This window comes from Streptomyces sp. NPDC001406, assembly GCF_042895285.1.
In the GTDB taxonomy this organism is placed as follows: Bacteria; Actinomycetota; Actinomycetes; order Streptomycetales; family Streptomycetaceae; genus Streptomyces.
Genome location: NZ_JBIAWG010000015.1, coordinates 226,505 through 252,401, shown reverse-complemented (window position 1 = coordinate 252,401; position 25,897 = coordinate 226,505). Strand labels below are relative to the sequence as shown.

Genomic DNA, 25,897 nt, shown 5'->3' with positions numbered 1-25,897 from the left:
CTCACGCCAGTCGAGTTCGAGCAACAGCTGATCTCATCACGTACGCTGTCGCTCGTCGCATGAAACCGGGTGTCCACTCCCGAGGTTGAGCCTCACCACCTCAAGGCCCTCCCCCACGACCGACCCCAAGCCGCCGAACCCGGCCCGGCCTGCCACCACCCGGCCGAAGCGCACCCCACCGCCACCGGCCGCAAGCCGCCAACCCCACCCGGCCCGGCGTGCCGCCACCCAGCCCCTGCGCTCCACCGCCCGCAAGCCGCAAGCCGCCAACCCCACCCGGCGTGCCATCACCCGGCCCCTGCGCTCCACCCCACCGGCCGCTCGCCGCTAAGCCTTCCCGGCGTGCCGCCACCCAGCCTCTGCGCTCCACCGCCCACCGGCCGCTCGCCGCTAAGCCTTCCCGGCGTGCCGCCACCCAGCCCCTGCGCTCCACCCCACCCCCCACCGGCCGCAAGCCGCTAAGCCCACCCGGCGTGCCATCACCCGGCCCCTGCGCTCCACCCCACCCCCACCGGCCGCAAGTCGCTAAGCCAGCCCGGCGTGCCACCATCCGGCTGATGCGCCCCCCGCTCCCCACCGGCCGTTCGCCGCTAAGCCCGCCCGGCGTGCCACCACCCGGCTGACGCGCCCCCGCTCCCCACCGGCCGTTCGCCGCTAAGCCCGCCCGGCGTGCTGGCGAGGCGCGACCGCGCCCCCACCACCCCGGACGCGAACGCAGCCCACCCAAGGGGATGGCGCCCCAAGCCGGCCACTTTCCCCGGGCTGCCCGCTCGCTTCTCACCCGTGCTGGAACGCCCCTAGTCAAGGGTGCCCCGCAGGGGCATCGCCGAAGGCGACGCGGAGCGACAGCGGAGCGCCCTTTACTCGGGGCGTGGAAGCACGACACTGACAAAGAAGCGGGCGGCCCACCTGTGCTTGACAGTCGGCGTCGGCAAAGACCTTCGACCGGGCGGTGATTCACCGTAAGACGGTCAGCTCGGCCCAGACCGTCTTGCGGGGACGTGGCCCCGGGGCAACGCCCCACCGGTCGGCGAAGGCCTCGACGAGGACGAGGCCTCGGCCAGACTCCGACTCGGGGGCGGGATGCTGCGGGCAGGGGAGACCGTCTCCGCGAGTGTCCGTCACCTCGATACGGAGGGTGTCGGCGACGACGTACAGCGACAGCCGGAAGTCGCGCCCCCGCACCCGCCCATGCGTGGCCGCGTTGGCAGCCAGCTCCGCGATGACCTGCGCCGCCTTCTCCGACGGCAGCCCCCAGGAGCGCAGTTGCTCGGTAGCGAGGAGCCGGGCGAGGCGGGCACCCCGGGGTGTGGGAGACAGGAGGACGCTGAAGTTCCGGACGGCGCAATCGAGTTGGGTGGAGTTTTCCTGGTTCACGTCACTCAGCGTGGCCGCCTCTGCGTACCGTGAACAGTGACGCAGCCGATGCGTACGGTTACTGTCCGGAGCTTGTCCGGTCATGTCCTGGCTGTCGAGGACGGCCGTACGGGTAGGGGCGTCGCGGCACGGTCGTACGACGGAGGGGTGCGGGATGAGTGTGGACGGCGAGGCGGTACGGCTCAAGAGCGAGGCCGACGAACCGGGTTGGGAAGTGGATCCCGACGACGACTGGGGCATCGCCGTGATCGCAACCGTCGGACGCCAGCTCAAGCTGCGGCGCGAGGCGGTGGGGATGCGGGCCGCCGTGTTCGGGGAGGCCGTCGGGTACGGCGAGGACATGGTCTACAAGATCGAGGGCGGGAAGCGGATCCCGAGGCCCGAGTATCTGGACAGGGCCGACGAGGTGTTGGGGGCGGGCGGACTGCTCTCGGCGATGAAGGAGGACGTGGCCAAGGTCCGGTATCCGAAGAAGGTGCGGGACCTGGCCCGGATGGAGGCCAAGGCGGTCGAGATCGGGGTGTACGAAAGCATCAGCGTCAATGGGCTGTTGCAGACGTCGGAGCATGCGCGAGCGCTGCTGGAATCGTGGCAGCCGGCGTATTCGGCGGAGGACGTGGAGCGCCTGGTAGCGGCCCGTGTGGCCCGGCAGTCCGTATTCGAGCGGTCACCCGCGCCCGCCCTCAGCTTCGTACAGGAAGAGGCGACGCTTCGCCGCCCTGTTGGAGGCACAATGGTCTGGCAGCAGCAGCTCGAACGTCTGCTGGAAGTGGGCCGGTTGAACAACGTCACGCTTCAGGTGATGCCGACGCACAGTGCAGCCCATCCCGGTCTGAACGGGAGGATCGAAGTGCTGAAGTTCGAGGACGGTTCGGCAGTCGGGCGCTCCGACGGGGCTTACAACGGCCGCCCGATTTCCGATCCGAGGCAGTTGCGCATCCTTGAGCTGAGGTATGGCACCATCCGGGCGCAGGCCCTCCCGCCAGGGGAGTCGCTCGCCTTCATTGAGCAACTGCTGGGAGAAACATGATCCGCAAGTCCCCGTCCGAACTGACCTGGTTCAAGAGCAGCTACAGCAGCGGCCCCGACGGCGAATCCTGCGTCGAAATCGCCCCCACCCCCACCACCATCCACGTCCGAGACTCCAAGAACCCCACCCACGCCCCCCACCTCACCTTCCCACCGTCCACCTGGACGGCCTTCGTCGCGTACGCCGCTGAAGCGTGATCCTCGCCCGCGAGGTCTTCGGCCCGCTCGGGGGCGTGGTGGAAATCGGGGCGGTGAACTCCACGGGCACCTGGGATCTCGCGGATGTCTCGGTCGGCGGATTCCTGGCCCGTAAGCGGGACGAGATGAGCTGCCTCATGGCCGGGATCCGGTCGGTCTGCCGCTTCGGCGATGCGGAGATGGCGATGGCCGACGAGGTGGGCTGGTTTCGCGACTACGAAGTCTCGGCGGCGCATCTGCTTCTGTGGTCCGGGGGACTCACAGGAGTCCCGGAGCCCCTGGAGAAGATGGACGAGCCGGCACAGGTGCGACGCATGTGCCGCACGGGCGCCGACATACAACTGACGGATCTACTGCAGGCGTTGATCACCGGGGCCGTCGCGGCCGGGACGGAGCCCCACCAGGGCGCCCCTCGGATCGCCGACATCCTCGGCATCGCATCCAACCTGGCGGACCCCACCGGCCGCAGTACCCCCGCACTGGTCTTCAGGATGTGGCGAGTGGCCCACCTCTCACCCATCCTGCGCGCCGACTCGGACGCGCCGGTGAGCGGAAGGGCGGGCTTCCGGGCATACGACGAGGCACTGGAGGAGCTGCACTCACGACGCGACGGCCGTCATAACCTCTCACCGTGAGGTCGCCTGACCGGCCGGGGCCGCTACCGCGGTACCGCTGAGCCCCCACCAGCCGGCCTCAGTCAGCCGGCCTCAGTCCGCCTTCTTCTGCGCCTTGCTCCGCTTGTCCTCCGTCTTCACCGCGTCGTTGACCTTCTTGGCCAGCTCGTCGTCGAGCTTCTTGAACTCGCGGACGACGGTGTCGGACATGTCGGCGAGGGCATCGAGCTGCTCGGTGATGTCCTCGCGGCCGTCCTCCCAGTTGGACTCGAAGTCGTCGAGGGCGTCGTTGACCTTGCCGCTGCCGACGTCGTCCTTGTACGACTCGAAGAGCTTCTTGGTGTGGTTGAGGCGCGTCTTGATCGACCGGAGCCGGCGGCCGTAGTCCTCCAGCTCGGTCAGCGGGAGTGAGAGATCACTCTTGCCTTTGCCCACGCGACCGTCCCCCGTTCTCGTATCTCGTAGTCTGGCCGCACCGTACATCAGCATGGTGCCTGAACAAGTGATCGACGAAACGGGGACACGACAGCCATGGCCCGCTACATGGAGGCGCTCACCATCGAGCGTGGCGGTTTCCGGATCAAGGTGCCCGAGTCGTGGTGGGAGTTCGACGTACGGCCGGAGTCACGGGACGACTCGATCCGGCGCATGGTGAACGAGCGCGTCGAGGCGCACCCCGAGCTGGCCCAGTACCGCGACTCCTACACCACCTTCCTCCAGAAGGCAGCGGCAGACGCCTGGAAGTCCGGTGCCATGTACTGCGGTTGCATGGCGGAGAGCTTCGGCGGCGACACCCCGATCACCGGCTCGGTCACTGTCTCGCTCGTCGGCGGTCGTACGCGGGACGGCGCACCCCTGTCGAACGACCCGGCGTCCATAGCCGCCCAACTCGCCGTCAAGGAGGCGAGGAAGGAGGGCGACTCCTGGCGCAAGGTGACGACGGTCGACATCCCCGGCGTCGGACCCGCGGCCCGTACCTACGGCATCGAGGACATCCCGGTCCCCGGCGACAGCCTCAACCGCACGATCCGTGCCGTACTGATGCAGACGTACATCCCGGTGCCCGGCCAGGACGGCAAGGTGGCCCTGGTCGCCGGCAGCAGCCAGGTCCTCGACCTCGCCGACTCCTTCTTCGACATCTTCGACGCGATCACATCGACGTTCCGCTTCGCTGACTGAGTCCGCGTCGGCTCGCACGCTTGTCCAGGCACGGGGGTGCAGGGGAGGTGCGTATGAATCCGGCTGATGTTGTGTCGAGCTTTCCGGGGGCTGCGGAGTCCGCCGGAATCTCGGATGCCTGGTACTGGTCACCGGTGCCCGGTCTGGACTTCGTGGCGGCCCTCAGTTCCGATGGGCAGCACCTCTTTCAGGTGAACGCCCGTGACAGCTACGACCGGGAATTGGTGGCTTGTCTCCTTGCGGCTGCGCGGGAGAACGGTTCCGCGTTGATTGCGGATGGTATGTCGCAGTCGCTCTCCATCCTGAGAAATGGCGTTGAAGGCTTCTGCCGCTCCTGTAGCCTCGCCACACCGCGTCACGGCATGTTCACGCCACCAACGCCGAAAGCCGTCGGGGACCTGGGGGAGGCCCGTATGCGACACCGTTCCACGCCGTTGTCCAGAGCCCTGGGGGGAGCCGCGCTGCTCGGTGCGGCCGTCGCGGTGGGGGTCGTCTTCGTGCGGTACGACGCCGACGCGCCCCGGCTGGACGTTCTCGTGGCTCTCGGCGTGACCGCCGTTCTCGCCGGGGCGTGGGTGCTCGTCGTGCGTGCCGCGCCGGCGGTGGAGCGGCTTCCGGCGGCCGCCGCACGTGACGCGATACCCGCGCGGCTCGGGGCCGTCCGGCGGGACTGGGGGTGGATCGGCGCGGCCTACCTCACCGCCCTGGCGCCGTACGCCTTCGCACGTGGTGCCTACGGCAAGGGCGGCTCCGTGCTCGCCAGCGCGCTCTGCCTGCTCACCCTGCTGTTCGCCCTGGTCCTGTCCCTCTTCGCCATCGGTCTGCTGAAGGGTCAGCTGGAGAAGCCGCAGCGGCTGCTCCAGGAGGACGCCGCCCGGGGGCGGGTGCACGCCGTGCGTGTCCGTTCCGGCGGACTGGTCCGGCAGGACTACCGGCAACCCTCCCAGACCAGCGTGGGGGAGGTCCTCACCATCAACTCGTACTGGATCGAGCTCATGGCGGAGGACGGGAACGGCGGTCGGCCGATCAAGCTGCGGACCATGGACGGGTCGTCCTTCCGGATCCGGATCGGGGACAAGCACGTCCGTGACGCCGCGGCCCGGCTCGACGGTCACGCGGGATGGCTGTGCTGGCCCACCCGCTGGAAGGAGATCGTGGCGACCGACAAGCAGCGGGAACTGCCCGTCGCCTTCGTCGTCGACACCGGACATGTGGTGTGGGGAGTGACCCGCGAGGAGGACTGGCAGCCCTTTCTGCGCGGCGGGGGAGCTCTCGTGCGGGAGACCGAGGCGGGGTTGACCGCCGTACCCATGGAGCGGCCCTCGCGGTATGCGCCCGGGGCGCACGACCTCAGCCTGCTCTTCGCCGTCGGTGCCGCGCTCGTCGCCGTACCCTTCCTGCTCGGCCTCGTCTCCGGCGCCCTCGCGGGGCTGCTCGGCGCCGTCTCGGGCGGGCTGGCCCTGTACGCCGCAGTGCGGCTGGTGCTCCCCGAGAATGTGAACCGGTTCATGGATCCGGAGCTGTGGACCGTACGACAGGAATCGCACGCCTCACTCCGCTGAACGGTGCGCTGTGCAGGAAGGCAAGCATGACGGGCGGAGAGGGAAAGAGCGGTAATGGTGTCCGGGTGGGACTGGGAGAGCGGCGAAGGTCTGCTGGGTCTCGATGATCCCGTGGAGTGGGATGCCGCGTTCGAGCGCGGTGAGCGGCCTCTCGGCACGGCGGCGATCGGGCTGGCCTTCAATTGTTCGCTGGAGGAGGCGTCGCCGCGCATCGTCAGGGCGATGCGGTTGCCGGACCGCGCTCAGCGCGGATTCGCCTTCACGGCGGCCGGCGCCGCGGCTCGGCTCAACAACGCGCTCACACCCGAGCTGTACGAGGCACTGCGCGCGGAGGGACGCCGCGGCTTCGCCGAGAACGCCATCGACGACACGCTGACCTTCGTGCCGTTCCGGGATCTGCCACCGCGGTTCAAGTGGTGGAGTGTGCGGTCGACCGGGAGCAACAAAGTGCTGCGCTTGTTGCTCTGGCCCCAGGACACCTTCTGGGAAATACGGGAAACCCTGCGCAGGCGCCGCTCCTGACTGCGGCGGATGACCGGCGGAAGGGCAGCCATGGAGTTCGAGTTCTCCATCGACGAGAACGAGGCACCCCCGCCCTCGGGATTCGACCTCGGGCACATGCACGTCCGGGGCAACGCGGGGGCGGCGAGTTCACGGAACCGCACTCCGGACCAGGCGATGATGATCTACCTGTCCCTGACGCTCCTCCTGGACGGCCTGCGCCGCTTCCTGGCGGGACGCGACCGCGTCCACACGACTTCCGCCGTGGACTCGTCCTTCTCACTGACCTTCAGGCGCCGCAAGGGTGACTCGGTGGAGACGGTCCATGCGGGCGCGGTCGTCGATCGTTCCTCCGCCAAGGAACTGGCGACCGCCGTCCACACGGGCGCCGAAGGGTTCGCCAGTACGCACTTTCCCCTCCTGCCCGCGGATGACGCGGGCCGTCAGGACCTGGAGCAATCGCTCGCCGAGTTCGGTGCCTTTCTGACGCGACTGACCTGAGGGTTCGCTCGGACCACGACTCAACCCGCTTCACGCCGAACGACTGTTCCTTGTAAGTTCGCGTGTGCACAGGGCTGTTGATGGTGCACACGCGACGGGGGTTGCAAGGACATGGCAGGGCATCGGCCGGCGAACTGGGATCCGCTGGATCTGGACAAGGACCCGACTCCGGGTGATCCGCAGCGCGTCCGCTCCCTGGCGAAGCAGCTGCACGACTTCGCCCACGACGTCTCCGAGGCGCTGCGCCTGGTCAAGGGCATGGCGGGCGAGGACACGCTGCTGGAGTGGGCGGGCAAGTCGGCGGAGGTCTTCAAGGACCAGTTCGGTGATGTCCCGAAGAACCTGAAGAAGCTGAAGACGTCGTACGAGATGTGCGGCGACGCGCTGGCCGACTACTGGCCGAAGCTGGAGCGTGCCCAGTCCCTTGCGGACAAGGCGTTGGCCAAGGCGAAGGAGGCCCAGGACGACCTGACCTCGGCCAAGTCCCGCCTCTCATCGGCCGATTCGTGGGTCACAAGGGCCAACAAGGAAGCCGACAAGTACAAGGACGACCCCACCGGCAGCAAGAGCGACGCCGACAAGCCCGACGAGGCCAAGGTCCGGGCCGCGACCCGTGACGCGCAGAACGCCAAGTCGGCCCACACCAAGGCCCAGTCGGACGTCACCACCGCGCAGAACGCCCTCGACGCGGCGAAGAAGATGGCCGAGGACGCGCGCAAGATGCGTGACGAGGCGGCCCGTGAGGCGAAGACGAAGATCGACGAGGCGTCCGACGCGGGCATTCAAAACCGGTCCTGGTGGGAGGACATCGGCGACTGGTTCGAGGACAACTGGGACACCATCGTCGCCGTCTGCAAGGTCGTCGTCGCGGTCGTCGGGATTGTCGCAATGATCATCGGCGGGCCGATCCTCGGCGCGATCGTGCTGGTGGCGGCGCTTGTCGTGCTGGCCGACACACTCAACAAATACAGAAAAGGCCAGGCCGGCCTGCTGGACGTGGCCTTCGCGGCCATGGACTGCATACCCGGCGGCAAGGGCATTACCAGCCTCGGCAAGCTCGCCAAGGGCATGAAGACCCTCGGCAAGGGCGGTCTCAAGGCCATGGCGAAAAGCCTCGGGAAGAAGGGGCTGCGCAAGGAGGCCGACGACGCCGTCGCCAAGAGCAAGCCCGGCAAGGGCAGGTGCCTGAACGGCGACCCCATCGACATGGTCTCCGGCGAGATGTTCATGGCCGAGACCGACGTCGAGCTATCTGGATTGCTTCCGCTGGCCCTGCGACGCACCCACCTGTCGACCTACCGAACGGGCCGCTCCTTCGGGTCCTCCTGGGCGTCCACGCTCGACGAACGCCTTGAGCTGGACGACCAGGGCGCCGCCTTCGCCACCGAGGACGGCATGATCCTCCTCTATCCAGTGCCGCGGCCCGGCGCGGCGGTGCTGCCGGCCGAGGGGCCGCGGTGGCCACTGGACTGGGACGGGACGCCCGGCGCCCCGCTGCGCGTCACCGACCCGCTCACGGGCATCACCCGTCACTTCGCCCCGCCGCGGAGCCCCGCCGCGAACGACGATGCGTTCACCCTCCTGCTCGTCGCGATGACGGACCGCAACGACTACCGGATCGACTTCGAGCGCGAGGCCGACGGAACCCCCGTCGCCGTTCGCGACTCGGGCGGCCGCTACATCCACGTGGACACCGAGGGCGAGCGCGTTATCGGCCTTCGCCTGCGCGATCCGGAGGACGGTCCGCACGGCACCCTCCTGAGGCGCTTCGGGTACAGCCCCGAGGGTGACCTCACCGAGGCCCACGACTCCAGTGGGCTGCCCGTGCGGTACACGTACGACGGCCCCGGCCGCATCACGTCGTGGACAGACCGCAACGGCTACTCGTACCACTTCTCGTACGACACCCTGGACCGCTGCGTCGGCGGTGAGGGTGCCGACGGCAGCCTTGCCTGCACGATCGAGTTCGACACCGACAGCCGCGAGACGCGCTACACGGACGCCCTCGGGCACACCACGAGGTACCGCTACAACGAGCGCTACCAGCTGACCACCGTGACCGACCCTCTTGGCCACACCGAGTCCTCCGAATGGGACCGGTACGGGAATCTGCTGTCCCGGACCGACGAGCTGGGTCACACGACCCGCTTCACCCTGGGCGAGCACGGTCAGCCGGTACGGATGGACCGGGCGGACGGGACCACCATTCAGGTGGAGTACAGCGACGACGGTCTGCCTGTCGCCGTCACGGCGGCCGACGGGGCACGTTGGGAGTGCGCGTACGACGACCGGGGCAACCTGCTCACCAGCACCGATCCGTTGGGTGCGGTGAGCGGCTACACCTACGACCGGCGTGGGCACCGGATCGCGCAGACCGACGCCCTCGGCAACACGTTCCGCTTCGACACCGACGAGGCCGGACTGCCCGTACGGGTCGTGGACCCGCGCGGCGGGACCGTCACTGTGCACAGAAACGCGTTCGGCCGCATCGTCCGCGTCGACGACGCGGTCGGTGGGACCGTCCGCCAGGGGTGGAGCCGGGACGGACGGCTGCTGTGGCGGGAGCGCGCCGATGGCGGTCGGGAGACCTGGTCGTACGACGCGCAGGGCAATCTCACCGAACACCGCGAGCCGGGTGGGTTCACCACCTCGTTCGAGTACGGAGCCTTCGACCTGCCCAGTGCCAGAACCGACCCGGATGGCACCCGCTACCGCTTCACCCACGACGCCGAACTGCGGCTCGTCGGCGTGACCAATCCGCTCGGCGACACATGGAGCTACGACTACGACGCGGTGGGCCGCCTGGTTGGCGAGACGGACTTCAACGGCCGGAGGCTCGGCTACGTCCACGACCCGACGGGTCGCCAGATCGAGCGCAGGAACGGCGCCGGTCAGACGGTCCGCGTCACCCGTGACGCCGCCGGTCGCGCGGTGGAGGCGCGCACGGGGGACGGCGCCGTCACAGCCCTGCGCTACGACATGGCCGGACGGCTGATCGAGGCGGCGAATCCGGACAGCACCGTCACCTTCGAGTACGACGCGGTGGGCAGGATCCTCGCCGAGACCGTCGACGGCCGCGCCGTGACCAGCGCGTACGACCTGCTGGGCCGTCGGGTGCGGCGGACCACTCCGTCCGGGGCCGCCTCACACTGGTCCTACGACTCCATAGGCCTGCCGGTGTCGCTCTTCACCGAGGGCGCTGGGCTCACCTTCACGTACGACGCGGCCGGCCGGGAAATCGGCCGCGGTCTGGCCGGCGCCGCCACACTGACGCAGTCCTGGGACGCTGGGCACCGGCTGGTGGAGCAGGTCATCCACTCGGGGACCGGCGGGGCCGACCCCGGTACCGACACCGTGCTGCAGGCCCGCTCCTATGCCTACCGGGGTGACGGACACCTCACCTCGGTCGGCGACAGTCTGGGCGGCACCCGCAGGTTCGACCTGGACCGAGCGGGCCGCGTCACCCGGGTGTCGGCCGAGAGCTGGACCGAGACCTACGCATACGACGAGCTCGGCAACCTCACCGCCGCCACCCATCCCGGCCCCGACGCACAGGACGCGCAGGGCCCGGTCCGGCGCTCCGGCACCAAGATCACGTCGGTGGGCCGTACCACGTACGAGCACGACGGCCAGGGCCGCGTTGTCCGCATGATCCGGCGCACGCTGTCCGGGCTGCGGCGGATCTGGACGTACACCTGGGACGCCGACGACCGACTCACCGAGGCCTCGACACCCGACAGGGGCGTATGGCGGTACCGCTACGACGCGCTCGGCCGGCGCACCGGCAAGTGGCGCGTGACCGAGGACGGGTCGACCGCCGACGAGACCCTCTTCACCTGGGACAGCACCCAGCTCGCCGAACAGCGGTCGGTCCGGGACGGCGTGACGGACACCGACACCTGGGACTGGGAGCCGGGCACACACCGAGCCGTCAGCCAACTGCGCACGCAGGGAGGCGAAGCCGGAGCGGGCACGCTCGACAGGCAGTTCTACGCGATCGTCACCGACCTGGTGGGCACCCCCACCGAACTGGTCGCCGAGGATGGCACGATCGCCTGGCGGGCCACCACCAGCCTGTGGGGAGGCCCTCTGGCCGGCGACGACGGCCTGTGCCCCCTGGCCTTCCCGGGCCAGTACCGGGACCCCGAGACCGGCCTGCACTACAACCTGGCCCGGTACTACGACCCGGACACCGCGCACTACCTCTCGCCCGACCCGTTGGGGCTGGTCCCCGCCCCCAACCACCACGCCTATGTCGACAACCCCTTCCGCTGGAGCGACCCACTCGGCCTGGAGGGCAAGAGCACCGAGCCCGTCCGCATCTACGACGACTCGACGTACAAGAAACATGGTTCCGGCAGCAGCTCATCGGCCAAGGGCGAGATCAGCCGAGCGCCCAGCAATGGCCAGGCCGCGCTGGACCGATCCGTTCCCCTGGGCGACGGCACCAACCCGAACAGGTTCCGGCGACTCGGCGTGGACCACGTCAACAACGAGATCGTGGTCTTGGACCGGCACGAGTACACCACCGACAAGGACGGCAATATCATCAAGGAGATCTACCACGGCCACGTGCAGGGCTCGTATCCGTCGGACAGCGTCACGGAGGGCGATCTGACCAAGCTGAAAAGGGCCGGAATGATCAACAACATCAAGAAGCAGCGGGTGCTACCGCCCAAGTGCGACGGGTGACGGGCGGAGGGGAAGACCGGTCATGGCGTCCGAGTGGGACTGGGAAAGCGGCGAGGGTCTGGTGCGTATCGACGACCCCTCCGATGTGGATGCCGCGTTCGAGCGCGGCGAACAGCGTCTCGGTACGGCGGTGATCGGGTTGGCCTTCAACTGTGCACTGGAGGAGGCGTCGCCTCGAATCGTGCGGGCTATGCGGCTGTCGGATCCGAATGAGCGTGGGTTCGCGTTCACCGCGGCAGGCGTCGCGGCGCGGACCAACGGTGCACTCACACCGGAGCTGTACGAGACACTGCGCGCGGAGGGCCCTCGTGGCTTCGCCGAGGACGCCATCAAGGACACGCTGACCTTCGTGCCGTTCCGGGATCTGCCGACGTGGTTCAAGTGGTGGAAGGTGCGGTCCGCAGTGCGCAACAAGCTGGCGGGCTGGTGGCTGCGGTCCGAGGATGCGGTCGGGGACGCCTGGCGAGTTCTGCGTGGGCGCCGCTCCTGAGCGGGGCGGATGACGGGTGGAGGGGTGGGACAGTCGTGGTGTCCGGGTGGGACTGGGAGAGCGGCGAAGGTCTGCTGGATCTCGATGACCCCGAGGAGTGGGATGCCGCGTTCGAGCGCGGTGAGCGGCCTCTCGGCACGGTGGCGATCGGGCTGGCCTTCAATTGTTCGCTGGAGGAGGCGTCGCCGCGCATCGTCAGGGCGATGCGGTTGCCGGACCGCGCTCAGCGCGGATTCGCCTTCACGGCGGTCGGCGCCGCGGCTCGGCTCAACAACGCGCTCACACCCGAGCTGTACGAGGTACTGCGCGCGGAGGGACGCCGCGGCTTCGCCGAGAACGCCATCGTGGCTCTGGCCCCAGGACAAGTTCTGGGAACTACGGGAAGCCCTGCGCAGGCGCCGTCCTGAGCGCGACGGATGACACGGAGAGGGAAGAGCGCCCCCCGGCCCAGCCCCGGCGCCCCGGGTTTGACCCACGTCCCCCGAGGGGTATTCTCTCCGGCTCGATTGGCCAGCCCCCTGCCCCGTATGGCAGACTAGCGGGGTTGCTCGGTCGAGTGTTGATGCTGCGCGCCTCCCGCCGGGAGGACCGGAAGCGAGTCCCACAGTACTCGTCGCCCTAACTGCCTGCGGGCAGCACTGGGGCGGACGTACGGGAATCTTCCGGGAAGTGTGAGCGCGGCACCGGCCAGGCGCCCGGTGGGCCTTCCGCCCCCGGCTTGCGGTTCCGGTAGGGCCGTGTGCAGTCCCGTAGGGATGTTCGGACAAGGGGCATCTCTGTCAGCGGGAGCGCGACACGCCCGACCGCGTGGGTCGGAGGACGGGAAGAGGAACGAAGAGGAACACCGGGTTCCAGAGCGTTGAAGAGACAGGACTACTGAGTAGCCATGGCGGGACAGAAGATCCGCATCCGGCTCAAGGCCTACGACCACGAGGTCATCGACTCCTCGGCGAAGAAGATCGTCGAGACGGTGACTCGCACTGGTGCGTCGGTCGCGGGCCCGGTGCCGCTGCCCACTGAGAAGAACGTGTACTGCGTCATCAAGTCGCCGCACAAGTACAAGGACTCGCGCGAGCACTTCGAGATGCGCACGCACAAGCGCCTGATCGACATTCTCGACCCCACCCCCAAGACCGTTGACTCTCTGATGCGACTCGACCTCCCGGCCGGCGTCGACATCGAGATCAAGCTCTGAGGGTCGGTGAGCTGAGAATGGCTAAGCAGATCAAGGGCATCCTGGGCGAGAAGCTCGGCATGACGCAGGTGTGGGACGAGAACAACCGTGTTGTTCCGGTCACCGTCGTCAAGGCCGGCCCCAACGTCGTCACCCAGGTCCGTACGAACGATGTCGACGGCTACGAGTCCGTCCAGATCGCTTTCGGCGAGATCGACCCGCGCAAGGTGAACAAGCCCCTCAAGGGTCACTTCGCCAAGGCCGACGTCACCCCGCGTCGTCACCTCGTCGAGATCCGCACCGCGGACGCCTCCGAGTACACGCTCGGCCAGGAGATCACCGCTGAGGTGTTCGAGGCCGGTATCAAGGTCGACGTCACCGGCAAGAGCAAGGGCAAGGGCTTCGCCGGTGTCATGAAGCGTCACAACTTCAAGGGCCTCGGCGCCGGACACGGCACCCAGCGCAAGCACCGCTCGCCCGGTTCCATCGGTGGCTGCGCCACCCCGGGCCGCGTGTTCAAGGGCCTCCGCATGGCGGGTCGCATGGGCAACGAGCGGGTCACCACCCAGAACCTGACCGTCCACGCCGTTGACGCGGAGAAGGGTCTGCTGCTCATCAAGGGCGCGGTTCCCGGTCCGAACGGCGGCCTCGTCCTGGTCCGCACCGCGGCCAAGGGGGCCTGAGGTAACCGATGAGCACTGTTGACATCCTTTCGCCGGCGGGCGACAAGGCCGGTTCCGTCGAGCTCCCCGCGGAGATCTTCGACGCCAAGGTCAGCGTTCCGCTGATCCACCAGGTCGTCGTCGCGCAGCTGGCCGCTGCCCGCCAGGGCACCCACAAGACGAAGACCCGTGGCGAGGTCCGTGGTGGCGGCAAGAAGCCGTACCGCCAGAAGGGCACCGGTCGCGCCCGCCAGGGTTCGACCCGCGCGCCGCAGTTCGCCGGTGGTGGCGTCGTGCACGGTCCCGTGCCGCGTGACTACTCGCAGCGCACCCCCAAGAAGATGAAGGCCGCCGCCCTGCGCGGTGCCCTCACCGACCGGGCGCGTCACAACCGCATCCACGTCGTCTCCGGCGTGGTCGAGGGCGAGAACCCCAGCACCAAGGCCGCCAAGAGCCTGTTCGGCAAGATCAGCGAGCGCAAGAACCTGCTCCTGGTCGTCGAGCGCGCCGACGAGGCCGCGTGGCTGTCCGCCCGCAACCTGCCCCAGGTCCACATCCTGGAGCCGGGCCAGCTGAACACGTACGACGTTCTCGTCTCGGACGACGTGGTCTTCACCCAGGCCGCTTTCGAGTCCTTCGTCGCCGGCCCGAAGGCCAACGACACCGAAGGGACCGAGGTCTGATGGCTACCCGTCACCCGAGCATCGCCTCGAAGGCGGCCAAGGCCGCCAAGGCCGCGCGCGTCGCCAAGGCGAAGCGCCACGCCACCGAGGGCAAGAACACCGTCGAGACCCCGCTGAGCAAGTCGTACACGGACCCCCGTGACGTCCTGCTGAAGCCGGTCGTCTCCGAGAAGAGCTACGCGCTCCTCGACGAGAACAAGTACACGTTCATCGTCGACCCGAACGCCAACAAGACCCAGATCAAGCAGGCCGTCCAGGCGGTCTTCGACGTCAAGGTCACCGGGGTCAACACGATCAACCGCCAGGGCAAGCGCAAGCGCACGAAGACCGGTTTCGGTCAGCGTGCCGGCAGCAAGCGCGCGATCGTGACCCTCGCCGAGGGCGACCGTATCGACATCTTCGGCGGTCCGACCGCCTAAGGGCGGTCCGGATCGTCCGATATCGGACGAGGACTGAGAAATGGGAATCCGCAAGTACAAGCCGACTACGCCGGGCCGTCGTGGCGCCAGCGTCGCCGACTTCGTCGAGGTCACGCGGTCCACGCCGGAGAAGTCGCTGGTCCGCCCCCTGCACAGCAAGGGCGGCCGTAACAACGCCGGTCGTGTGACCGTTCGCCACCAGGGTGGCGGACACAAGCGCGCCTACCGAGTGATCGACTTCCGTCGTCACGACAAGGACGGCGTGCCGGCGAAGGTCGCGCACATCGAGTACGACCCCAACCGCACCGCGCGCATCGCGCTGCTGCACTACGCCGACGGCGAGAAGCGCTACATCCTCGCCCCGCGCAACCTGCAGCAGGGTGACCGCGTCGAGAACGGTCCCGGGGCCGACATCAAGCCGGGCAACAACCTGGCCCTCCGCAACATCCCGGTCGGTACCACGATCCACGCGATCGAGCTCCGTCCCGGTGGCGGTGCCAAGTTCGCCCGCTCCGCCGGTGCCTCCGTGCAGCTGCTCGCGAAGGAGGGCTCGATGGCCCACCTCCGCATGCCGTCCGGTGAGATCCGCCTGGTCGACGTCCGCTGCCGCGCCACCATCGGTGAGGTCGGCAACGCCGAGCAGAGCAACATCAACTGGGGCAAGGCCGGCCGTAAGCGGTGGCTGGGCGTTCGCCCGACCGTCCGTGGTGTCGTGATGAACCCGGTTGACCACCCGCACGGTGGTGGTGAGGGCCGGACCTCCGGTGGTCGCCACCCTGTGTCCCCGTGGGGCAAGAAGGAAGGCCGTACTCGTTCGCCCAAGAAGGCGTCGAACAAGTACATCGTCCGCCGCCGCAAGACGAACAAGAAGCGCTAAGGACGGGTTGAGATGCCTCGTAGCCTGAAGAAGGGGCCCTTCGTCGACGACCACCTGATCAAGAAGGTGGACGCCCAGAACGAAGCCGGCACCAAGAACGTCATCAAGACCTGGTCCCGCCGCTCGATGATCGTCCCGGCCATGCTGGGCCACACGCTCGCGGTGCACAACGGCAAGACCCACATCCCGGTGTTCGTCACCGAGTCGATGGTCGGCCACAAGCTCGGCGAGTTCTCGCCGACTCGCACCTTCCGGGGCCACGTCAAGGACGACCGGAAGTCGAAGCGCCGCTAGCAGCGGATCGCATTCAGACACGTAAGTAACTGAGAGGGACAACCATGGAAGCCAGGGCCCAGGCGCGGTACATCCGCGTTACGCCCATGAAGGCCCGCCGCGTGGTGGACCTTATCCGTGGCATGGACGCCACGGAGGCTCAGGCTGTTCTGCGATTCGCTCCGCAGGCAGCCTCCGTGCCCGTCGGCAAGGTGCTCGACAGCGCCATCGCCAACGCCGCGCACAACTACGACCACACCGACGCCGACAGCCTCTTCATTTCCGAGGCCTACGTCGACGAGGGCCCGACCCTGAAGCGGTTCCGTCCGCGCGCCCAGGGCCGTGCCTACCGGATCCGCAAGCGGACCAGCCACATCACCGTGGTCGTCAGCAGCAAGGAAGGAACCCGGTAATGGGCCAGAAGGTAAACCCGCATGGGTTCCGGCTCGGTGTCACGACCGACTTCAAGTCGCGTTGGTACGCCGACAAGCTGTACAAGGACTACGTCAAGGAAGACGTCGCCATCCGTCGGATGATGACGTCCGGCATGGAGCGCGCCGGTATCTCGAAGGTTGAGATCGAGCGCACCCGTGACCGCGTGCGGGTGGACATCCACACCGCTCGTCCGGGCATCGTCATCGGCCGCCGTGGCGCCGAGGCCGACCGCATCCGCGGTGACCTCGAGAAGCTCACGGGCAAGCAGGTCCAGCTGAACATCCTCGAGGTCAAGAACCCCGAGACCGACGCTCAGCTGGTGGCCCAGGCCGTTGCCGAGCAGCTCTCCTCCCGCGTCTCCTTCCGCCGCGCCATGCGTAAGAGCATGCAGTCGGCGATGAAGGCCGGCGCCAAGGGCATCAAGATCCAGTGCGGTGGCCGCCTCGGCGGCGCCGAGATGTCCCGCTCGGAGTTCTACCGCGAGGGCCGTGTGCCCCTGCACACGCTCCGCGCGAACGTGGACTACGGCTTCTTCGAGGCCAAGACGACCTTCGGCCGTATCGGTGTGAAGGTCTGGATCTACAAGGGCGACGTCAAGAACATCGCCGAGGTCCGCGCCGAGAACGCTGCGGCCCGTGCGGGTAACCGCCCGGCCCGCGGTGGTGCCGACCGCCCGGCCCGTGGTGGCCGCGGTGGCGAGCGGCGCGGTCGCAAGCCGCAGCAGGCTGCCGGCGCCGAGGCCCCCAAGGCCGAGGCTCCCGCGTCCGCTCCGGCTGAGAGCACCGGAACGGAGGCCTGACCGACATGCTGATCCCCCGTAGGGTCAAGCACCGCAAGCAGCACCACCCGAAGCGCCGTGGTCAGGCCAAGGGCGGTACGACGGTCGCGTTCGGCGAGTACGGCATTCAGGCCCTCACGCCGGCGTACGTGACCAACCGCCAGATCGAGGCGGCCCGTATCGCGATGACCCGCCACATCAAGCGTGGCGGCAAGGTCTGGATCAACATCTACCCGGACCGCCCGCTCACGAAGAAGCCGGCCGAGACCCGCATGGGTTCCGGTAAGGGTTCGCCGGAGTGGTGGATCGCGAACGTGCACCCGGGCCGGGTCATGTTCGAGCTGTCCTACCCGAACGAGAAGATTGCGCGTGAGGCTCTCACTCGTGCGGCTCACAAGCTGCCGATGAAGTGCCGCATCGTCAAGCGCGAGGCAGGTGAAGCGTGATGTCGGTCGGTACCAAGGCGTCCGAGCTGCGCGAGCTGGGCAACGAGGAGCTTCTGGGCAAGCTCCGCGAGGCCAAGGAAGAGCTGTTCAACCTCCGCTTCCAGGCGGCGACGGGCCAGCTCGAGAACCACGGCCGTCTGAAGGCGGTCCGCAAGGACATCGCGCGGATCTACACCCTGATGCGCGAGCGTGAGCTGGGCATCGAAACGGTGGAGAACGCCTGATGAGCGAGAAGAACGTGACTGAGCAGACTGAGCGCAACGCGCGGAAGACCCGTGAGGGCCTGGTCGTCAGCGACAAGATGGACAAGACCGTCGTCGTCGCCGTTGAGGACCGCGTGAAGCACGCGCTGTACGGCAAGGTCATCCGCCGTACGAACAAGCTCAAGGCGCACGACGAGCAGAACGCTGCCGGTGTCGGCGACCGCGTCCTCCTGATGGAGACCCGGAAGCTGTCGTCCAGCAAGCACTGGCGCGTCGTCGAGATCCTCGAGAAGGCGAAGTAATAAGCGGGGGCTCCGCCCCCGCTGACCCCCGCTGGGGGCTCCGTCTCCAGGCCCCCGGGCCTGGCCGCGGTGAAGCCCCCGGCGCGGGTTGCCGCCTGCAGAGGCCCAAGTAATTCCTGCGTGAGCAACTCGCAGGACGGTTCCGCCAGGCTCTCCGGCTCAACCCCCGGAGGGAACCGGCAGACAAACAGGAGATACACGTGATCCAGCAGGAGTCGCGACTGCGCGTCGCCGACAACACTGGTGCGAAGGAAATCCTTTGCATCCGTGTGCTCGGTGGCTCCGGTCGCCGCTACGCGGGCATCGGTGACGTCATCGTCGCCACCGTCAAGGACGCGATCCCCGGCGGCAACGTGAAGAAGGGTGACGTCGTCAAGGCGGTCATCGTTCGCACCGTCAAGGAGCGCCGCCGTCCGGACGGCTCGTACATCCGCTTCGACGAGAACGCCGCCGTCATTCTGAAGAACGACGGCGACCCTCGCGGCACCCGCATCTTCGGCCCGGTCGGCCGTGAGCTGCGCGAGAAGAAGTTCATGAAGATCATCTCGCTCGCGCCGGAGGTGCTGTAAGCATGAAGATCAAGAAGGGCGACCTGGTCCAGGTCATCACCGGCAAGGACAAGGGCAAGCAGGGCAAGGTCATCGCGGCCTTCCCCCGCGAGGACCGCGTCCTGGTCGAGGGTGTCAACCGGGTCAAGAAGCACACCAAGGCCGGTCCGACCGCTCGCGGTTCGCAGGCCGGCGGCATCGTCACGACCGAGGCGCCGATCCACGTCTCCAACGTCCAGCTGGTCGTTGAGAAGGACGGCAACAAGGTCGTCACGCGTGTCGGTTACCGCTTCGACGAAGAGGGCAACAAGATCCGCGTTGCCAAGCGGACGGGTGAGGACATCTGATGGCTACCACCACCACTCCGCGTCTGAAGCAGAAGTACCGCGAGGAGATCGCGGGCAAGCTGCGTGACGAGTTCAAGTACGAGAACGTCATGCAGGTTCCCGGCCTCGTCAAGATCGTGGTCAACATGGGTGTCGGCGACGCCGCCCGTGACTCGAAGCTGATCGAGGGCGCCATCCGCGACCTCACCACGATCACCGGTCAGAAGCCGGCCGTCACCAAGGCCCGCAAGTCCATCGCGCAGTTCAAGCTGCGTGAGGGCCAGCCGATCGGTGCCCACGTCACGCTCCGTGGCGACCGCATGTGGGAGTTCCTGGACCGCACCCTGTCGCTCGCGCTCCCGCGCATCCGCGACTTCCGCGGCCTGTCCCCCAAGCAGTTCGACGGCCGTGGCAACTACACCTTCGGTCTCACGGAGCAGGTCATGTTCCACGAGATCGACCAGGACAAGATCGACCGTACCCGGGGCATGGACATCACCGTGGTCACCACGGCGACCAACGACGCTGAGGGCCGCGCGCTCCTTCGTCACCTCGGCTTCCCGTTCAAGGAGGCGTGAGCGAGATGGCGAAGAAGGCTCTGATTGCCAAGGCTGCTCGCAAGCCCAAGTTCGGTGTGCGTGGCTACACCCGCTGCCAGCGCTGCGGCCGTCCGCACTCCGTGTACCGCAAGTTCGGCCTGTGCCGCGTGTGCCTTCGTGAGATGGCTCACCGTGGCGAGCTGCCGGGCGTGACCAAGAGCTCCTGGTAATCCCTGTAATAGGGGATTCCTGAAGCTCTCGGTAAGCATCTGGGTCGGCAGGGGCCCTTCTCCGCATGCCGTAGGCTTGTGGGGTTGGGCGTCTGCCGCGCCCGTACGACTTACTACGCCGTAGGTCCACCGCGCCGCACCCGTCCCGTCTCGGATCGGGGAGAGGGATGGCGCACCAGGAAACCCCGGCGAGAGAGGCCGAAGGCCAATTCATGACCATGACTGATCCGATCGCAGACATGCTTACGCGTCTGCGGAACGCGAACTCGGCATACCACGACTCCGTGACGATGCCGGCGTCCAAGATCAAGTCTCACATCGCGGAGATCCTCCAGCAGGAGGGCTTCATCACGGGCTGGCGCGTCGAGGACGCCGAGGTGGGCAAGAACCTCACCCTCGAGCTGAAGTTCGGCCCGAACCGTGAGCGCTCCATCGCGGGCATCAAGCGGATCTCCAAGCCCGGTCTCCGGGTGTACGCGAAGTCCACCAACCTGCCGAAGGTGCTCGGCGGCCTCGGCGTGGCGATCATCTCCACGTCCCACGGGCTCCTCACCGACAAGCAGGCCGGCAAGAAGGGCGTGGGTGGGGAAGTCCTCGCCTACGTCTGGTAGCGGAAGGGAACGGAGGAAACAGCTATGTCGCGTATTGGCAAGCTCCCCATCACGGTTCCCGCCGGCGTGGACGTCACCATCGACGGCCGTACGGTCTCGGTCAAGGGCCCCAAGGGCTCGCTGACCCACACCGTCGTCGCGCCGATCGACATCGTCAAGGGCGAGGACGGCACCCTCCAGGTGACCCGCCCGAACGACGAGCGTCAGAACAAGGCCCTGCACGGCCTGTCCCGCACGCTGGTGGCGAACATGATCACCGGCGTGACCCAGGGTTACGTGAAGAAGCTCGAAATCAGCGGTGTCGGTTACCGCGTGACGGCCAAGGGCTCGAACCTCGAGTTCGCGCTCGGCTACAGCCACCCGATCGTCGTCGAGGCGCCCGAGGGCATCATCTTCAAGGTGGAGACCCCGACGCGCTTCCAGGTCGAGGGCATCGACAAGCAGAAGGTCGGCGAGGTTGCGGCCAACATCCGCAAGCTGCGCAAGCCCGACCCGTACAAGGCCAAGGGCGTCAAGTACGAGGGCGAAGTCATCCGCCGCAAGGTCGGAAAGGCGGGTAAGTAAGCCATGGCATACGGGCAGAAGATCCTCAAGGGCGACGCCTACAAGCGCGCCGCGATCAAGCGCCGTCACATCCGGATCCGCAAGCGGATCTCCGGTACGGCGGAGCGTCCCCGTCTGGTCGTGACCCGCTCCAACCGCCACATCGTGGCGCAGGTGATCGACGACCTCAAGGGCCACACCCTGGCGTCCGCGTCCACCCTGGACGCGTCCGTCCGCGGTGGCGAGGGCGACAAGTCCTCGCAGGCCAAGCAGGTCGGCGCGCTGGTCGCCGAGCGTGCCAAGGCCGCCGGTGTCGAGGCTGTCGTGTTCGACCGTGGTGGCAACCAGTACGCCGGGCGCATCGCCGCCCTGGCGGACGCCGCCCGCGAAGCCGGGCTCAAGTTCTGAGCCTGCCGTAGCTAGCGGAAAAAGAGAGAGGTAATTCCAATGGCTGGACCCCAGCGCCGCGGTGGCGGTGCCGGTGGCGGCGAGCGGCGGGACCGGAAGGGCCGTGACGGCGGCGCTGCTGCCGCCGAGAAGACCGCGTACGTTGAGCGCGTTGTCGCGATCAACCGCGTCGCCAAGGTTGTGAAGGGTGGTCGTCGCTTCAGCTTCACCGCGCTGGTCGTGGTGGGCGACGGTGACGGCACCGTGGGTGTCGGTTACGGCAAGGCCAAGGAGGTGCCGGCCGCCATCGCCAAGGGCGTTGAGGAGGCCAAGAAGCACTTCTTCAAGGTCCCCCGGATCCAGGGCACCATCCCGCACCCGATCCAGGGTGAGAAGGCTGCCGGCGTCGTGCTGCTCAAGCCCGCGTCCCCCGGTACCGGTGTTATCGCCGGTGGTCCGGTGCGTGCCGTACTCGAGTGCGCCGGTATCCACGACGTGCTGTCGAAGTCGCTCGGCTCCGACAACGCGATCAACATCGTGCACGCGACCGTGGAGGCCCTGAAGGGCCTGCAGCGTCCCGAGGAGATCGCGGCCCGCCGTGGTCTGCCGCTCGAGGACGTCGCTCCCGCGGCTCTGCTTCGTGCGCGTGCCGGGGCTGGTGCGTAATGGCGCAGCTCAAGATCACGCAGACGAAGTCGTACATCGGCAGCAAGCAGAACCACCGTGACACCCTGCGGTCGCTTGGTCTCAAGGGGATCAACACCGTGGTCGTCAAGGAGGACCGCCCCGAGTTCCGCGGCATGGTGCACACCGTCCGCCACCTCGTGACGGTCGAGGAGGTCGACTGATCATGGCGGAGCAGAACCCGCTCAAGATCCACAACCTCCGTCCCGCCCCGGGCGCCAAGACCGCCAAGACCCGTGTCGGTCGTGGTGAGGCGTCGAAGGGTAAGACGGCCGGTCGTGGTACCAAGGGCACGAAGGCCCGTTACCAGGTTCCGGAGCGCTTCGAGGGTGGCCAGATGCCGCTCCACATGCGCCTCCCGAAGCTGAAGGGCTTCAAGAACCCGTTCAAGACCGAGTTCCAGGTCGTGAACCTCGACAAGCTGGCCGCGCTCTACCCCGAGGGTGGCGAGGTCACGGTCGAGGGTCTGGTGGCCAAGGGTGCCGTTCGCAAGAACAGCCTCGTCAAGGTCCTCGGCCAGGGCGAGATCTCCGTGGCGCTGCAGGTGACGGTCGACGCCGTCTCCGGCTCCGCCAAGGAGAAGATCACCGCCGCGGGTGGTACGGTCACCGAGCTCGTCTGATTCTTTCAGGCGCCTCGATGACGTAGACGATCCCTACCGGGGATACCTCACAATGGGGTATCCCCGGTTGGTCGTTCCGGGGGAGGCAGTGTCGCCGGTAAGGTGGCCTGCACTGTTCTTTTTCTGTATCCGTCGAACCTCAAGACCGTCACCCTTGACGCAGTTGCGCGGGGGTCGCAGGAGGCACCGTGCTCACCGCGTTCGCCCGGGCGTTCAGGACGCCCGACCTGCGCAAGAAGCTGCTCTTCACGCTGGGCATCATCGTGGTCTACCGGGTCGGTACCCACATCCCGATCCCCGGCGTCAACTACCAGGCCGTCCAGCAGTGTGTGAAAGAGGCGTCAGGCAACCAGGGCCTCTTCGGTCTCGTCAACATGTTCAGCGGTGGTGCGCTGCTGCAGATCACCGTCTTCGCGCTCGGCATCATGCCGTACATCACGGCCAGCATCATCCTTCAGCTGCTGACCGTCGTGATCCCGCGCCTCGAAGCCCTCAAGAAGGAGGGCCAGGCCGGTACGGCGAAGATCACGCAGTACACCCGCTACCTGACCGTGGCGCTCGCCATCCTGCAGGGCACCGGCCTCGTCGCCACCGCCCGCAGCGGCGCGCTGTTCAGCGGGTGCACCGTCGGGGGCAGCATCGTCCCGAACCGGGACATCTTCACCACCATCACCATGGTCATCTGCATGACCGCCGGTACGGCCGTCGTCATGTGGCTCGGTGAGCTGATCACCGACCGCGGCATCGGCAACGGCATGTCGATCCTGATGTTCATCTCGATCGCCGCGACCTTCCCGTCCGCGCTGTGGGCCATCAAGAAGCAGGGCACCCTGGCCGGCGGCTGGATCGAGTTCGGCACGGTGATCGCGGTCGGTCTGGTCATGGTCGGCCTGGTCGTCTTCGTCGAGCAGGCGCAGCGGCGCATTCCGGTCCAGTACGCGAAGCGCATGATCGGCCGGCGCTCGTACGGTGGTACGTCCACGTACATCCCGCTGAAGGTCAACCAGGCGGGTGTGATTCCCGTCATCTTCGCGTCGTCGCTGCTGTACATCCCGGCGCTGGTCGCCCAGTTCGCCGGGGGCAAGTCGGGCTGGAAGACCTGGGTCACGCAGAACCTGACCAAGGGTGACCACCCGATTTACATCACCATGTACTTCTTGCTGATCGTTTTCTTCGCGTTCTTCTACGTGGCGATCTCCTTCAACCCCGAGGAAGTCGCCGACAACATGAAGAAGTATGGTGGCTTCATCCCGGGCATCCGGGCTGGCCGACCGACCGCTGAGTACCTCAGCTACGTGCTCAACCGGATCACCTGGCCGGGTTCGCTGTATCTGGGTCTGATCGCTCTCGTACCGACGATGGCGTTGGTTGGCTTCGGGGCAAGCCAGAACTTCCCGTTCGGCGGGACCAGCATCCTGATCATCGTGGGTGTGGGTCTCGAGACGGTGAAGCAGATCGAGAGCCAGCTCCAGCAGCGCAATTACGAAGGGTTCCTCCGCTGATGCGTATCGTCCTCGTCGGACCGCCGGGTGCCGGTAAGGGAACGCAGGCTGTTCGCCTTGCCGAGAAGCTGCACATCCCGCACATCTCCACGGGCGACCTGTTCCGCGCGAACATCAGCCAGCAGACGGAGCTCGGGAAACTCGCGAAGTCCTTCATGGACGCCGGAAACCTCGTCCCGGACGAGGTCACCATCGCCATGGCCAAGGACCGCATGGAGCAGCCGGACGCCGAGAACGGCTTCCTGCTCGACGGCTTCCCGCGCAACGTCTCGCAGGCGGAGGCGCTGGACGAACTGCTCAAGACCGAGGGCATCAGGCTCGACGCCGTACTGGACCTTGAGGTTCCCGAGGAAGAGGTCGTCAAGCGCATCGCCGGCCGCCGTATCTGCCGCAAGGACTCCAGCCACGTCTTCCACGTGACGTACAGCCAGCCGAAGAAGGAGGGCGTCTGCGACGTCTGCGGCGGCGAGCTGTACCAGCGCGACGACGACTCCGAGGACACCGTCCGCAAGCGGCTGGAGGTCTACCACACGCAGACCGAGCCGATCATCGACTACTACAAGGCGCAGGGACTGGTCGTCACGATCTCCTCCCTGGGCCCGGTGGACGAGATCACGCAGCGGGCGCTGGAAGCGCTCAAGCGTGACAAGGACGACGAGAAGTAGTTCTCGGGCCGTTCCGGCCGCGGTGCCCCCTCGGGTGCCGCGGCCGTACTGTTGTGTACGTAACCGGTTGACGTGAGACGGAGAGCGCAGGCCCCCATGGTGCAGATCAAGAGCCCCGAGCAGATCGCGAAGATGCGTGCGGCGGGGCTGGTGGTCGCCGCGATCCACGCGGCCACGCGGGAGGCGGCGGTTCCCGGGGCCAGCACCAAGGATCTGGACGAGGTCGCCCGCAAGGTGCTCGCGGAGCACGGCGCCAAGTCGAACTTCCTCGGCTACGGCGGCTTCCCCGCGACGATCTGCACCTCGGTGAACGACGTGGTGGTCCATGGCATCCCGTCCGAGAAGGTCGTCCTCAAGGACGGCGACATCATCTCCATCGACTGCGGCGCGATCGTCGACGGCTGGCACGGTGACGCGGCCTACACGGCCTTCGTGGGCTCCGGTCACGCTCCGGAGCTGGTGGAGCTGTCGCGGGTGACGGAAGAGTCCATGTGGGCCGGTATCGCCGCGATGAAGCAGGGCAGCCGGCTGGTCGACGTCTCCCGTGCGATCGAGACGTACATCCGCCGCCAGCCGAAGCCGGGCGGCGGCCGCTACGGGATCATCGAGGACTACGGCGGCCACGGCATCGGCACCGAGATGCACATGGACCCGCATCTGCTGAACTACGTCGACCGCCGCCGCGGCAAGGGACCGAAGCTGGTCCCCGGCTTCTGCCTCGCCATCGAGCCGATGGTCTCCCTCGGTACCCCGAAGACCGAGGTCCTGGAGGACGACTGGACGGTCATCACGACTGACGGCACCTGGTCCTCCCACTGGGAGCACTCGGTGGCCCTGACCTCGGA

The 25,897-nt window shown here is 67.6% G+C and carries 36 protein-coding genes; 34 read left to right on the top strand and 2 right to left on the bottom strand.

The window, feature by feature from the left end:
- Positions 1 to 957: 957 nt before the first annotated feature.
- Complete coding sequence (locus ACFY1J_RS33680; RefSeq protein WP_390710238.1) at positions 958 to 1,377, bottom strand: ATP-binding protein; 420 nt, start codon at positions 1,375 to 1,377, stop codon at positions 958 to 960.
- 154 nt (positions 1,378 to 1,531) lie between these two features.
- On the opposite strand from ACFY1J_RS33680, the gene ACFY1J_RS33675 reads away from it, so the two are divergent.
- From ACFY1J_RS33675 to ACFY1J_RS33665, 3 genes are read left to right on the top strand one after another with little or no spacing between them, the layout of a single operon-like run.
- A complete protein-coding gene (locus ACFY1J_RS33675) occupies positions 1,532 to 2,407 on the top strand; it encodes a helix-turn-helix domain-containing protein (protein ID WP_390710237.1) in 876 nt (291 codons plus the stop codon).
- A complete protein-coding gene (locus ACFY1J_RS33670) occupies positions 2,404 to 2,604 on the top strand; it encodes a DUF397 domain-containing protein (protein WP_390710236.1) in 201 nt (66 codons plus the stop codon). Before ACFY1J_RS33675 ends, ACFY1J_RS33670 begins: the two co-directional genes overlap by 4 nt.
- Entirely contained in the window at positions 2,601 to 3,239 is a 639-nt protein-coding gene (locus ACFY1J_RS33665) for a hypothetical protein (RefSeq protein WP_390732521.1), read from the top strand. Before ACFY1J_RS33670 ends, ACFY1J_RS33665 begins: the two co-directional genes overlap by 4 nt.
- 72 nt (positions 3,240 to 3,311) lie before the next feature.
- Here the strand turns inward: ACFY1J_RS33665 and ACFY1J_RS33660 are convergent, their stop codons facing one another.
- Positions 3,312 to 3,653, bottom strand: a complete 342-nt coding sequence (locus ACFY1J_RS33660) for a hypothetical protein (RefSeq protein WP_390732520.1) — start codon at positions 3,651 to 3,653, stop codon at positions 3,312 to 3,314.
- 96 nt (positions 3,654 to 3,749) lie between these two features.
- Here ACFY1J_RS33660 and ACFY1J_RS33655 point away from each other — a divergent pair, with 96 nt between their 5' ends.
- The 31 genes from ACFY1J_RS33655 to map form a co-directional block, all read left to right on the top strand.
- Positions 3,750 to 4,397 (top strand): hypothetical protein, encoded by a 648-nt coding sequence (locus tag ACFY1J_RS33655; protein ID WP_390732519.1) that lies wholly within the window; start codon positions 3,750 to 3,752, stop codon positions 4,395 to 4,397.
- Positions 4,398 to 4,810: 413 nt separating this feature from the next.
- The gene (locus ACFY1J_RS33650) at positions 4,811 to 5,959 is read left to right on the top strand and encodes a hypothetical protein (protein ID WP_390732518.1); all 1,149 of its coding nucleotides are present in this window, start codon (positions 4,811 to 4,813) and stop codon (positions 5,957 to 5,959) included.
- Between the two features lie 54 nt (positions 5,960 to 6,013).
- Positions 6,014 to 6,481, top strand: a complete 468-nt coding sequence (locus ACFY1J_RS33645; RefSeq protein ID WP_390710232.1) for a hypothetical protein — start codon at positions 6,014 to 6,016, stop codon at positions 6,479 to 6,481.
- 30 nt (positions 6,482 to 6,511) lie between these two features.
- Positions 6,512 to 6,961 carry a hypothetical protein gene (locus tag ACFY1J_RS33640; RefSeq protein WP_390732517.1) on the top strand — a complete coding sequence of 150 codons (450 nt, stop codon included), beginning with the start codon at positions 6,512 to 6,514 and terminating at the stop codon, positions 6,959 to 6,961.
- A 111-nt stretch (positions 6,962 to 7,072) separates the two neighbouring features.
- On the top strand, positions 7,073 to 11,653 hold the full coding sequence (locus tag ACFY1J_RS33635; protein WP_390732516.1) for a DUF6531 domain-containing protein: 4,581 nt from the start codon (positions 7,073 to 7,075) through the stop codon (positions 11,651 to 11,653).
- Between the two features lie 22 nt (positions 11,654 to 11,675).
- Positions 11,676 to 12,143: a hypothetical protein gene (locus tag ACFY1J_RS33630; RefSeq protein ID WP_390732515.1), complete on the top strand. Its 468-nt coding sequence runs from the start codon at positions 11,676 to 11,678 to the stop codon at positions 12,141 to 12,143.
- 35 nt (positions 12,144 to 12,178) lie between these two features.
- The gene (locus ACFY1J_RS33625; protein ID WP_390732514.1) at positions 12,179 to 12,550 is read left to right on the top strand and encodes a hypothetical protein; all 372 of its coding nucleotides are present in this window, start codon (positions 12,179 to 12,181) and stop codon (positions 12,548 to 12,550) included.
- A 479-nt stretch (positions 12,551 to 13,029) separates the two neighbouring features.
- Positions 13,030 to 13,338, top strand: a complete 309-nt coding sequence (rpsJ, locus tag ACFY1J_RS33620) for a 30S ribosomal protein S10 (protein WP_003948644.1) — start codon at positions 13,030 to 13,032, stop codon at positions 13,336 to 13,338.
- Positions 13,339 to 13,355: 17 nt separating this feature from the next.
- Positions 13,356 to 14,000, top strand: coding sequence for a 50S ribosomal protein L3 (rplC, locus tag ACFY1J_RS33615; RefSeq protein WP_020135811.1), 645 nt, complete (start codon positions 13,356 to 13,358; stop codon positions 13,998 to 14,000).
- An 8-nt stretch (positions 14,001 to 14,008) separates the two neighbouring features.
- Positions 14,009 to 14,662: a 50S ribosomal protein L4 gene (gene rplD / locus ACFY1J_RS33610; protein ID WP_363293651.1), complete on the top strand. Its 654-nt coding sequence runs from the start codon at positions 14,009 to 14,011 to the stop codon at positions 14,660 to 14,662.
- Positions 14,662 to 15,081, top strand: a complete 420-nt coding sequence (gene rplW / locus ACFY1J_RS33605; protein ID WP_143627892.1) for a 50S ribosomal protein L23 — start codon at positions 14,662 to 14,664, stop codon at positions 15,079 to 15,081. Before rplD ends, rplW begins: the two co-directional genes overlap by 1 nt.
- Before the next feature lie 40 nt (positions 15,082 to 15,121).
- Positions 15,122 to 15,958 (top strand): 50S ribosomal protein L2, encoded by an 837-nt coding sequence (gene rplB, locus ACFY1J_RS33600; protein WP_031167077.1) that lies wholly within the window; start codon positions 15,122 to 15,124, stop codon positions 15,956 to 15,958.
- Positions 15,959 to 15,970: 12 nt separating this feature from the next.
- Positions 15,971 to 16,252 carry a 30S ribosomal protein S19 gene (gene rpsS, locus ACFY1J_RS33595; protein ID WP_003992359.1) on the top strand — a complete coding sequence of 94 codons (282 nt, stop codon included), beginning with the start codon at positions 15,971 to 15,973 and terminating at the stop codon, positions 16,250 to 16,252.
- A gap of 44 nt (positions 16,253 to 16,296) precedes the next feature.
- Complete coding sequence (gene rplV, locus ACFY1J_RS33590) at positions 16,297 to 16,644, top strand: 50S ribosomal protein L22 (RefSeq protein WP_003974262.1); 348 nt, start codon at positions 16,297 to 16,299, stop codon at positions 16,642 to 16,644.
- Complete coding sequence (gene rpsC / locus ACFY1J_RS33585) at positions 16,644 to 17,465, top strand: 30S ribosomal protein S3 (protein ID WP_003998826.1); 822 nt, start codon at positions 16,644 to 16,646, stop codon at positions 17,463 to 17,465. Before rplV ends, rpsC begins: the two co-directional genes overlap by 1 nt.
- A 5-nt stretch (positions 17,466 to 17,470) precedes the next feature.
- Positions 17,471 to 17,890, top strand: a complete 420-nt coding sequence (rplP, locus tag ACFY1J_RS33580; RefSeq protein ID WP_004927269.1) for a 50S ribosomal protein L16 — start codon at positions 17,471 to 17,473, stop codon at positions 17,888 to 17,890.
- Positions 17,890 to 18,114 (top strand): 50S ribosomal protein L29, encoded by a 225-nt coding sequence (gene rpmC, locus ACFY1J_RS33575; RefSeq protein WP_055632347.1) that lies wholly within the window; start codon positions 17,890 to 17,892, stop codon positions 18,112 to 18,114. Before rplP ends, rpmC begins: the two co-directional genes overlap by 1 nt.
- The gene (gene rpsQ / locus ACFY1J_RS33570; protein ID WP_263211605.1) at positions 18,114 to 18,395 is read left to right on the top strand and encodes a 30S ribosomal protein S17; all 282 of its coding nucleotides are present in this window, start codon (positions 18,114 to 18,116) and stop codon (positions 18,393 to 18,395) included. Before rpmC ends, rpsQ begins: the two co-directional genes overlap by 1 nt.
- 200 nt (positions 18,396 to 18,595) lie before the next feature.
- Positions 18,596 to 18,964 carry a 50S ribosomal protein L14 gene (gene rplN / locus ACFY1J_RS33565; RefSeq protein WP_003998823.1) on the top strand — a complete coding sequence of 123 codons (369 nt, stop codon included), beginning with the start codon at positions 18,596 to 18,598 and terminating at the stop codon, positions 18,962 to 18,964.
- A gap of 2 nt (positions 18,965 to 18,966) precedes the next feature.
- A complete protein-coding gene (gene rplX / locus ACFY1J_RS33560; protein WP_124439899.1) occupies positions 18,967 to 19,290 on the top strand; it encodes a 50S ribosomal protein L24 in 324 nt (107 codons plus the stop codon).
- Positions 19,290 to 19,847, top strand: coding sequence for a 50S ribosomal protein L5 (gene rplE, locus ACFY1J_RS33555; RefSeq protein WP_061920719.1), 558 nt, complete (start codon positions 19,290 to 19,292; stop codon positions 19,845 to 19,847). The genes rplX and rplE overlap by 1 nt, the downstream gene beginning before the upstream one ends.
- Before the next feature lie 5 nt (positions 19,848 to 19,852).
- Entirely contained in the window at positions 19,853 to 20,038 is a 186-nt protein-coding gene (locus ACFY1J_RS33550) for a type Z 30S ribosomal protein S14 (RefSeq protein ID WP_003948630.1), read from the top strand.
- A 212-nt stretch (positions 20,039 to 20,250) separates the two neighbouring features.
- Positions 20,251 to 20,649: a 30S ribosomal protein S8 gene (gene rpsH, locus ACFY1J_RS33545; protein ID WP_116148541.1), complete on the top strand. Its 399-nt coding sequence runs from the start codon at positions 20,251 to 20,253 to the stop codon at positions 20,647 to 20,649.
- A gap of 24 nt (positions 20,650 to 20,673) precedes the next feature.
- The gene (gene rplF / locus ACFY1J_RS33540; protein ID WP_390710228.1) at positions 20,674 to 21,213 is read left to right on the top strand and encodes a 50S ribosomal protein L6; all 540 of its coding nucleotides are present in this window, start codon (positions 20,674 to 20,676) and stop codon (positions 21,211 to 21,213) included.
- A 3-nt stretch (positions 21,214 to 21,216) separates the two neighbouring features.
- A complete protein-coding gene (gene rplR / locus ACFY1J_RS33535) occupies positions 21,217 to 21,600 on the top strand; it encodes a 50S ribosomal protein L18 (RefSeq protein ID WP_145886665.1) in 384 nt (127 codons plus the stop codon).
- A 39-nt stretch (positions 21,601 to 21,639) separates the two neighbouring features.
- The gene (gene rpsE, locus ACFY1J_RS33530; protein WP_009190144.1) at positions 21,640 to 22,245 is read left to right on the top strand and encodes a 30S ribosomal protein S5; all 606 of its coding nucleotides are present in this window, start codon (positions 21,640 to 21,642) and stop codon (positions 22,243 to 22,245) included.
- On the top strand, positions 22,245 to 22,427 hold the full coding sequence (gene rpmD, locus ACFY1J_RS33525) for a 50S ribosomal protein L30 (protein WP_095748087.1): 183 nt from the start codon (positions 22,245 to 22,247) through the stop codon (positions 22,425 to 22,427). Before rpsE ends, rpmD begins: the two co-directional genes overlap by 1 nt.
- 2 nt (positions 22,428 to 22,429) lie before the next feature.
- On the top strand, positions 22,430 to 22,885 hold the full coding sequence (gene rplO / locus ACFY1J_RS33520) for a 50S ribosomal protein L15 (RefSeq protein WP_023547373.1): 456 nt from the start codon (positions 22,430 to 22,432) through the stop codon (positions 22,883 to 22,885).
- 188 nt (positions 22,886 to 23,073) lie between these two features.
- Positions 23,074 to 24,387 carry a preprotein translocase subunit SecY gene (secY, locus tag ACFY1J_RS33515; RefSeq protein WP_363293653.1) on the top strand — a complete coding sequence of 438 codons (1,314 nt, stop codon included), beginning with the start codon at positions 23,074 to 23,076 and terminating at the stop codon, positions 24,385 to 24,387.
- Positions 24,387 to 25,052, top strand: coding sequence for an adenylate kinase (locus ACFY1J_RS33510; RefSeq protein ID WP_390710227.1), 666 nt, complete (start codon positions 24,387 to 24,389; stop codon positions 25,050 to 25,052). The genes secY and ACFY1J_RS33510 overlap by 1 nt, the downstream gene beginning before the upstream one ends.
- A 96-nt stretch (positions 25,053 to 25,148) precedes the next feature.
- Positions 25,149 to 25,897 (top strand): type I methionyl aminopeptidase (gene map, locus ACFY1J_RS33505; protein ID WP_390732513.1); only part of this gene is annotated, 749 nt, incomplete at its 3' end.

What these genes read in the sequence shown, in the direction of transcription:
- ACFY1J_RS33675 (WP_390710237.1), top strand. Translation starts at nt 1,532, where the DNA reads ATGAGTGTGGACGGCGAGGCGGTACGGCTCAAGAGCGAGGCCGACGAA.
- ACFY1J_RS33670 (WP_390710236.1), top strand. Translation starts at nt 2,404, where the DNA reads ATGATCCGCAAGTCCCCGTCCGAACTGACCTGGTTCAAGAGCAGCTAC.
- ACFY1J_RS33655 (WP_390732519.1), top strand. Translation starts at nt 3,750, where the DNA reads ATGGCCCGCTACATGGAGGCGCTCACCATCGAGCGTGGCGGTTTCCGG.
- ACFY1J_RS33650 (WP_390732518.1), top strand. Translation starts at nt 4,811, where the DNA reads ATGCGACACCGTTCCACGCCGTTGTCCAGAGCCCTGGGGGGAGCCGCG.
- ACFY1J_RS33645 (WP_390710232.1), top strand. Translation starts at nt 6,014, where the DNA reads ATGGTGTCCGGGTGGGACTGGGAGAGCGGCGAAGGTCTGCTGGGTCTC.
- ACFY1J_RS33640 (WP_390732517.1), top strand. Translation starts at nt 6,512, where the DNA reads ATGGAGTTCGAGTTCTCCATCGACGAGAACGAGGCACCCCCGCCCTCG.
- ACFY1J_RS33635 (WP_390732516.1), top strand. Translation starts at nt 7,073, where the DNA reads ATGGCAGGGCATCGGCCGGCGAACTGGGATCCGCTGGATCTGGACAAG.
- ACFY1J_RS33630 (WP_390732515.1), top strand. Translation starts at nt 11,676, where the DNA reads ATGGCGTCCGAGTGGGACTGGGAAAGCGGCGAGGGTCTGGTGCGTATC.
- rpsJ (WP_003948644.1), top strand. Translation starts at nt 13,030, where the DNA reads ATGGCGGGACAGAAGATCCGCATCCGGCTCAAGGCCTACGACCACGAG.
- rplC (WP_020135811.1), top strand. Translation starts at nt 13,356, where the DNA reads ATGGCTAAGCAGATCAAGGGCATCCTGGGCGAGAAGCTCGGCATGACG.
- rplD (WP_363293651.1), top strand. Translation starts at nt 14,009, where the DNA reads ATGAGCACTGTTGACATCCTTTCGCCGGCGGGCGACAAGGCCGGTTCC.
- rplW (WP_143627892.1), top strand. Translation starts at nt 14,662, where the DNA reads ATGGCTACCCGTCACCCGAGCATCGCCTCGAAGGCGGCCAAGGCCGCC.
- rplB (WP_031167077.1), top strand. Translation starts at nt 15,122, where the DNA reads ATGGGAATCCGCAAGTACAAGCCGACTACGCCGGGCCGTCGTGGCGCC.
- rpsS (WP_003992359.1), top strand. Translation starts at nt 15,971, where the DNA reads ATGCCTCGTAGCCTGAAGAAGGGGCCCTTCGTCGACGACCACCTGATC.
- rplV (WP_003974262.1), top strand. Translation starts at nt 16,297, where the DNA reads ATGGAAGCCAGGGCCCAGGCGCGGTACATCCGCGTTACGCCCATGAAG.
- rpsC (WP_003998826.1), top strand. Translation starts at nt 16,644, where the DNA reads ATGGGCCAGAAGGTAAACCCGCATGGGTTCCGGCTCGGTGTCACGACC.
- rplP (WP_004927269.1), top strand. Translation starts at nt 17,471, where the DNA reads ATGCTGATCCCCCGTAGGGTCAAGCACCGCAAGCAGCACCACCCGAAG.
- rpmC (WP_055632347.1), top strand. Translation starts at nt 17,890, where the DNA reads ATGTCGGTCGGTACCAAGGCGTCCGAGCTGCGCGAGCTGGGCAACGAG.
- rpsQ (WP_263211605.1), top strand. Translation starts at nt 18,114, where the DNA reads ATGAGCGAGAAGAACGTGACTGAGCAGACTGAGCGCAACGCGCGGAAG.
- rplX (WP_124439899.1), top strand. Translation starts at nt 18,967, where the DNA reads ATGAAGATCAAGAAGGGCGACCTGGTCCAGGTCATCACCGGCAAGGAC.
- rplE (WP_061920719.1), top strand. Translation starts at nt 19,290, where the DNA reads ATGGCTACCACCACCACTCCGCGTCTGAAGCAGAAGTACCGCGAGGAG.
- ACFY1J_RS33550 (WP_003948630.1), top strand. Translation starts at nt 19,853, where the DNA reads ATGGCGAAGAAGGCTCTGATTGCCAAGGCTGCTCGCAAGCCCAAGTTC.
- rpsH (WP_116148541.1), top strand. Translation starts at nt 20,251, where the DNA reads ATGACCATGACTGATCCGATCGCAGACATGCTTACGCGTCTGCGGAAC.
- rplF (WP_390710228.1), top strand. Translation starts at nt 20,674, where the DNA reads ATGTCGCGTATTGGCAAGCTCCCCATCACGGTTCCCGCCGGCGTGGAC.
- rplR (WP_145886665.1), top strand. Translation starts at nt 21,217, where the DNA reads ATGGCATACGGGCAGAAGATCCTCAAGGGCGACGCCTACAAGCGCGCC.
- rpsE (WP_009190144.1), top strand. Translation starts at nt 21,640, where the DNA reads ATGGCTGGACCCCAGCGCCGCGGTGGCGGTGCCGGTGGCGGCGAGCGG.
- rpmD (WP_095748087.1), top strand. Translation starts at nt 22,245, where the DNA reads ATGGCGCAGCTCAAGATCACGCAGACGAAGTCGTACATCGGCAGCAAG.
- rplO (WP_023547373.1), top strand. Translation starts at nt 22,430, where the DNA reads ATGGCGGAGCAGAACCCGCTCAAGATCCACAACCTCCGTCCCGCCCCG.
- ACFY1J_RS33510 (WP_390710227.1), top strand. Translation starts at nt 24,387, where the DNA reads ATGCGTATCGTCCTCGTCGGACCGCCGGGTGCCGGTAAGGGAACGCAG.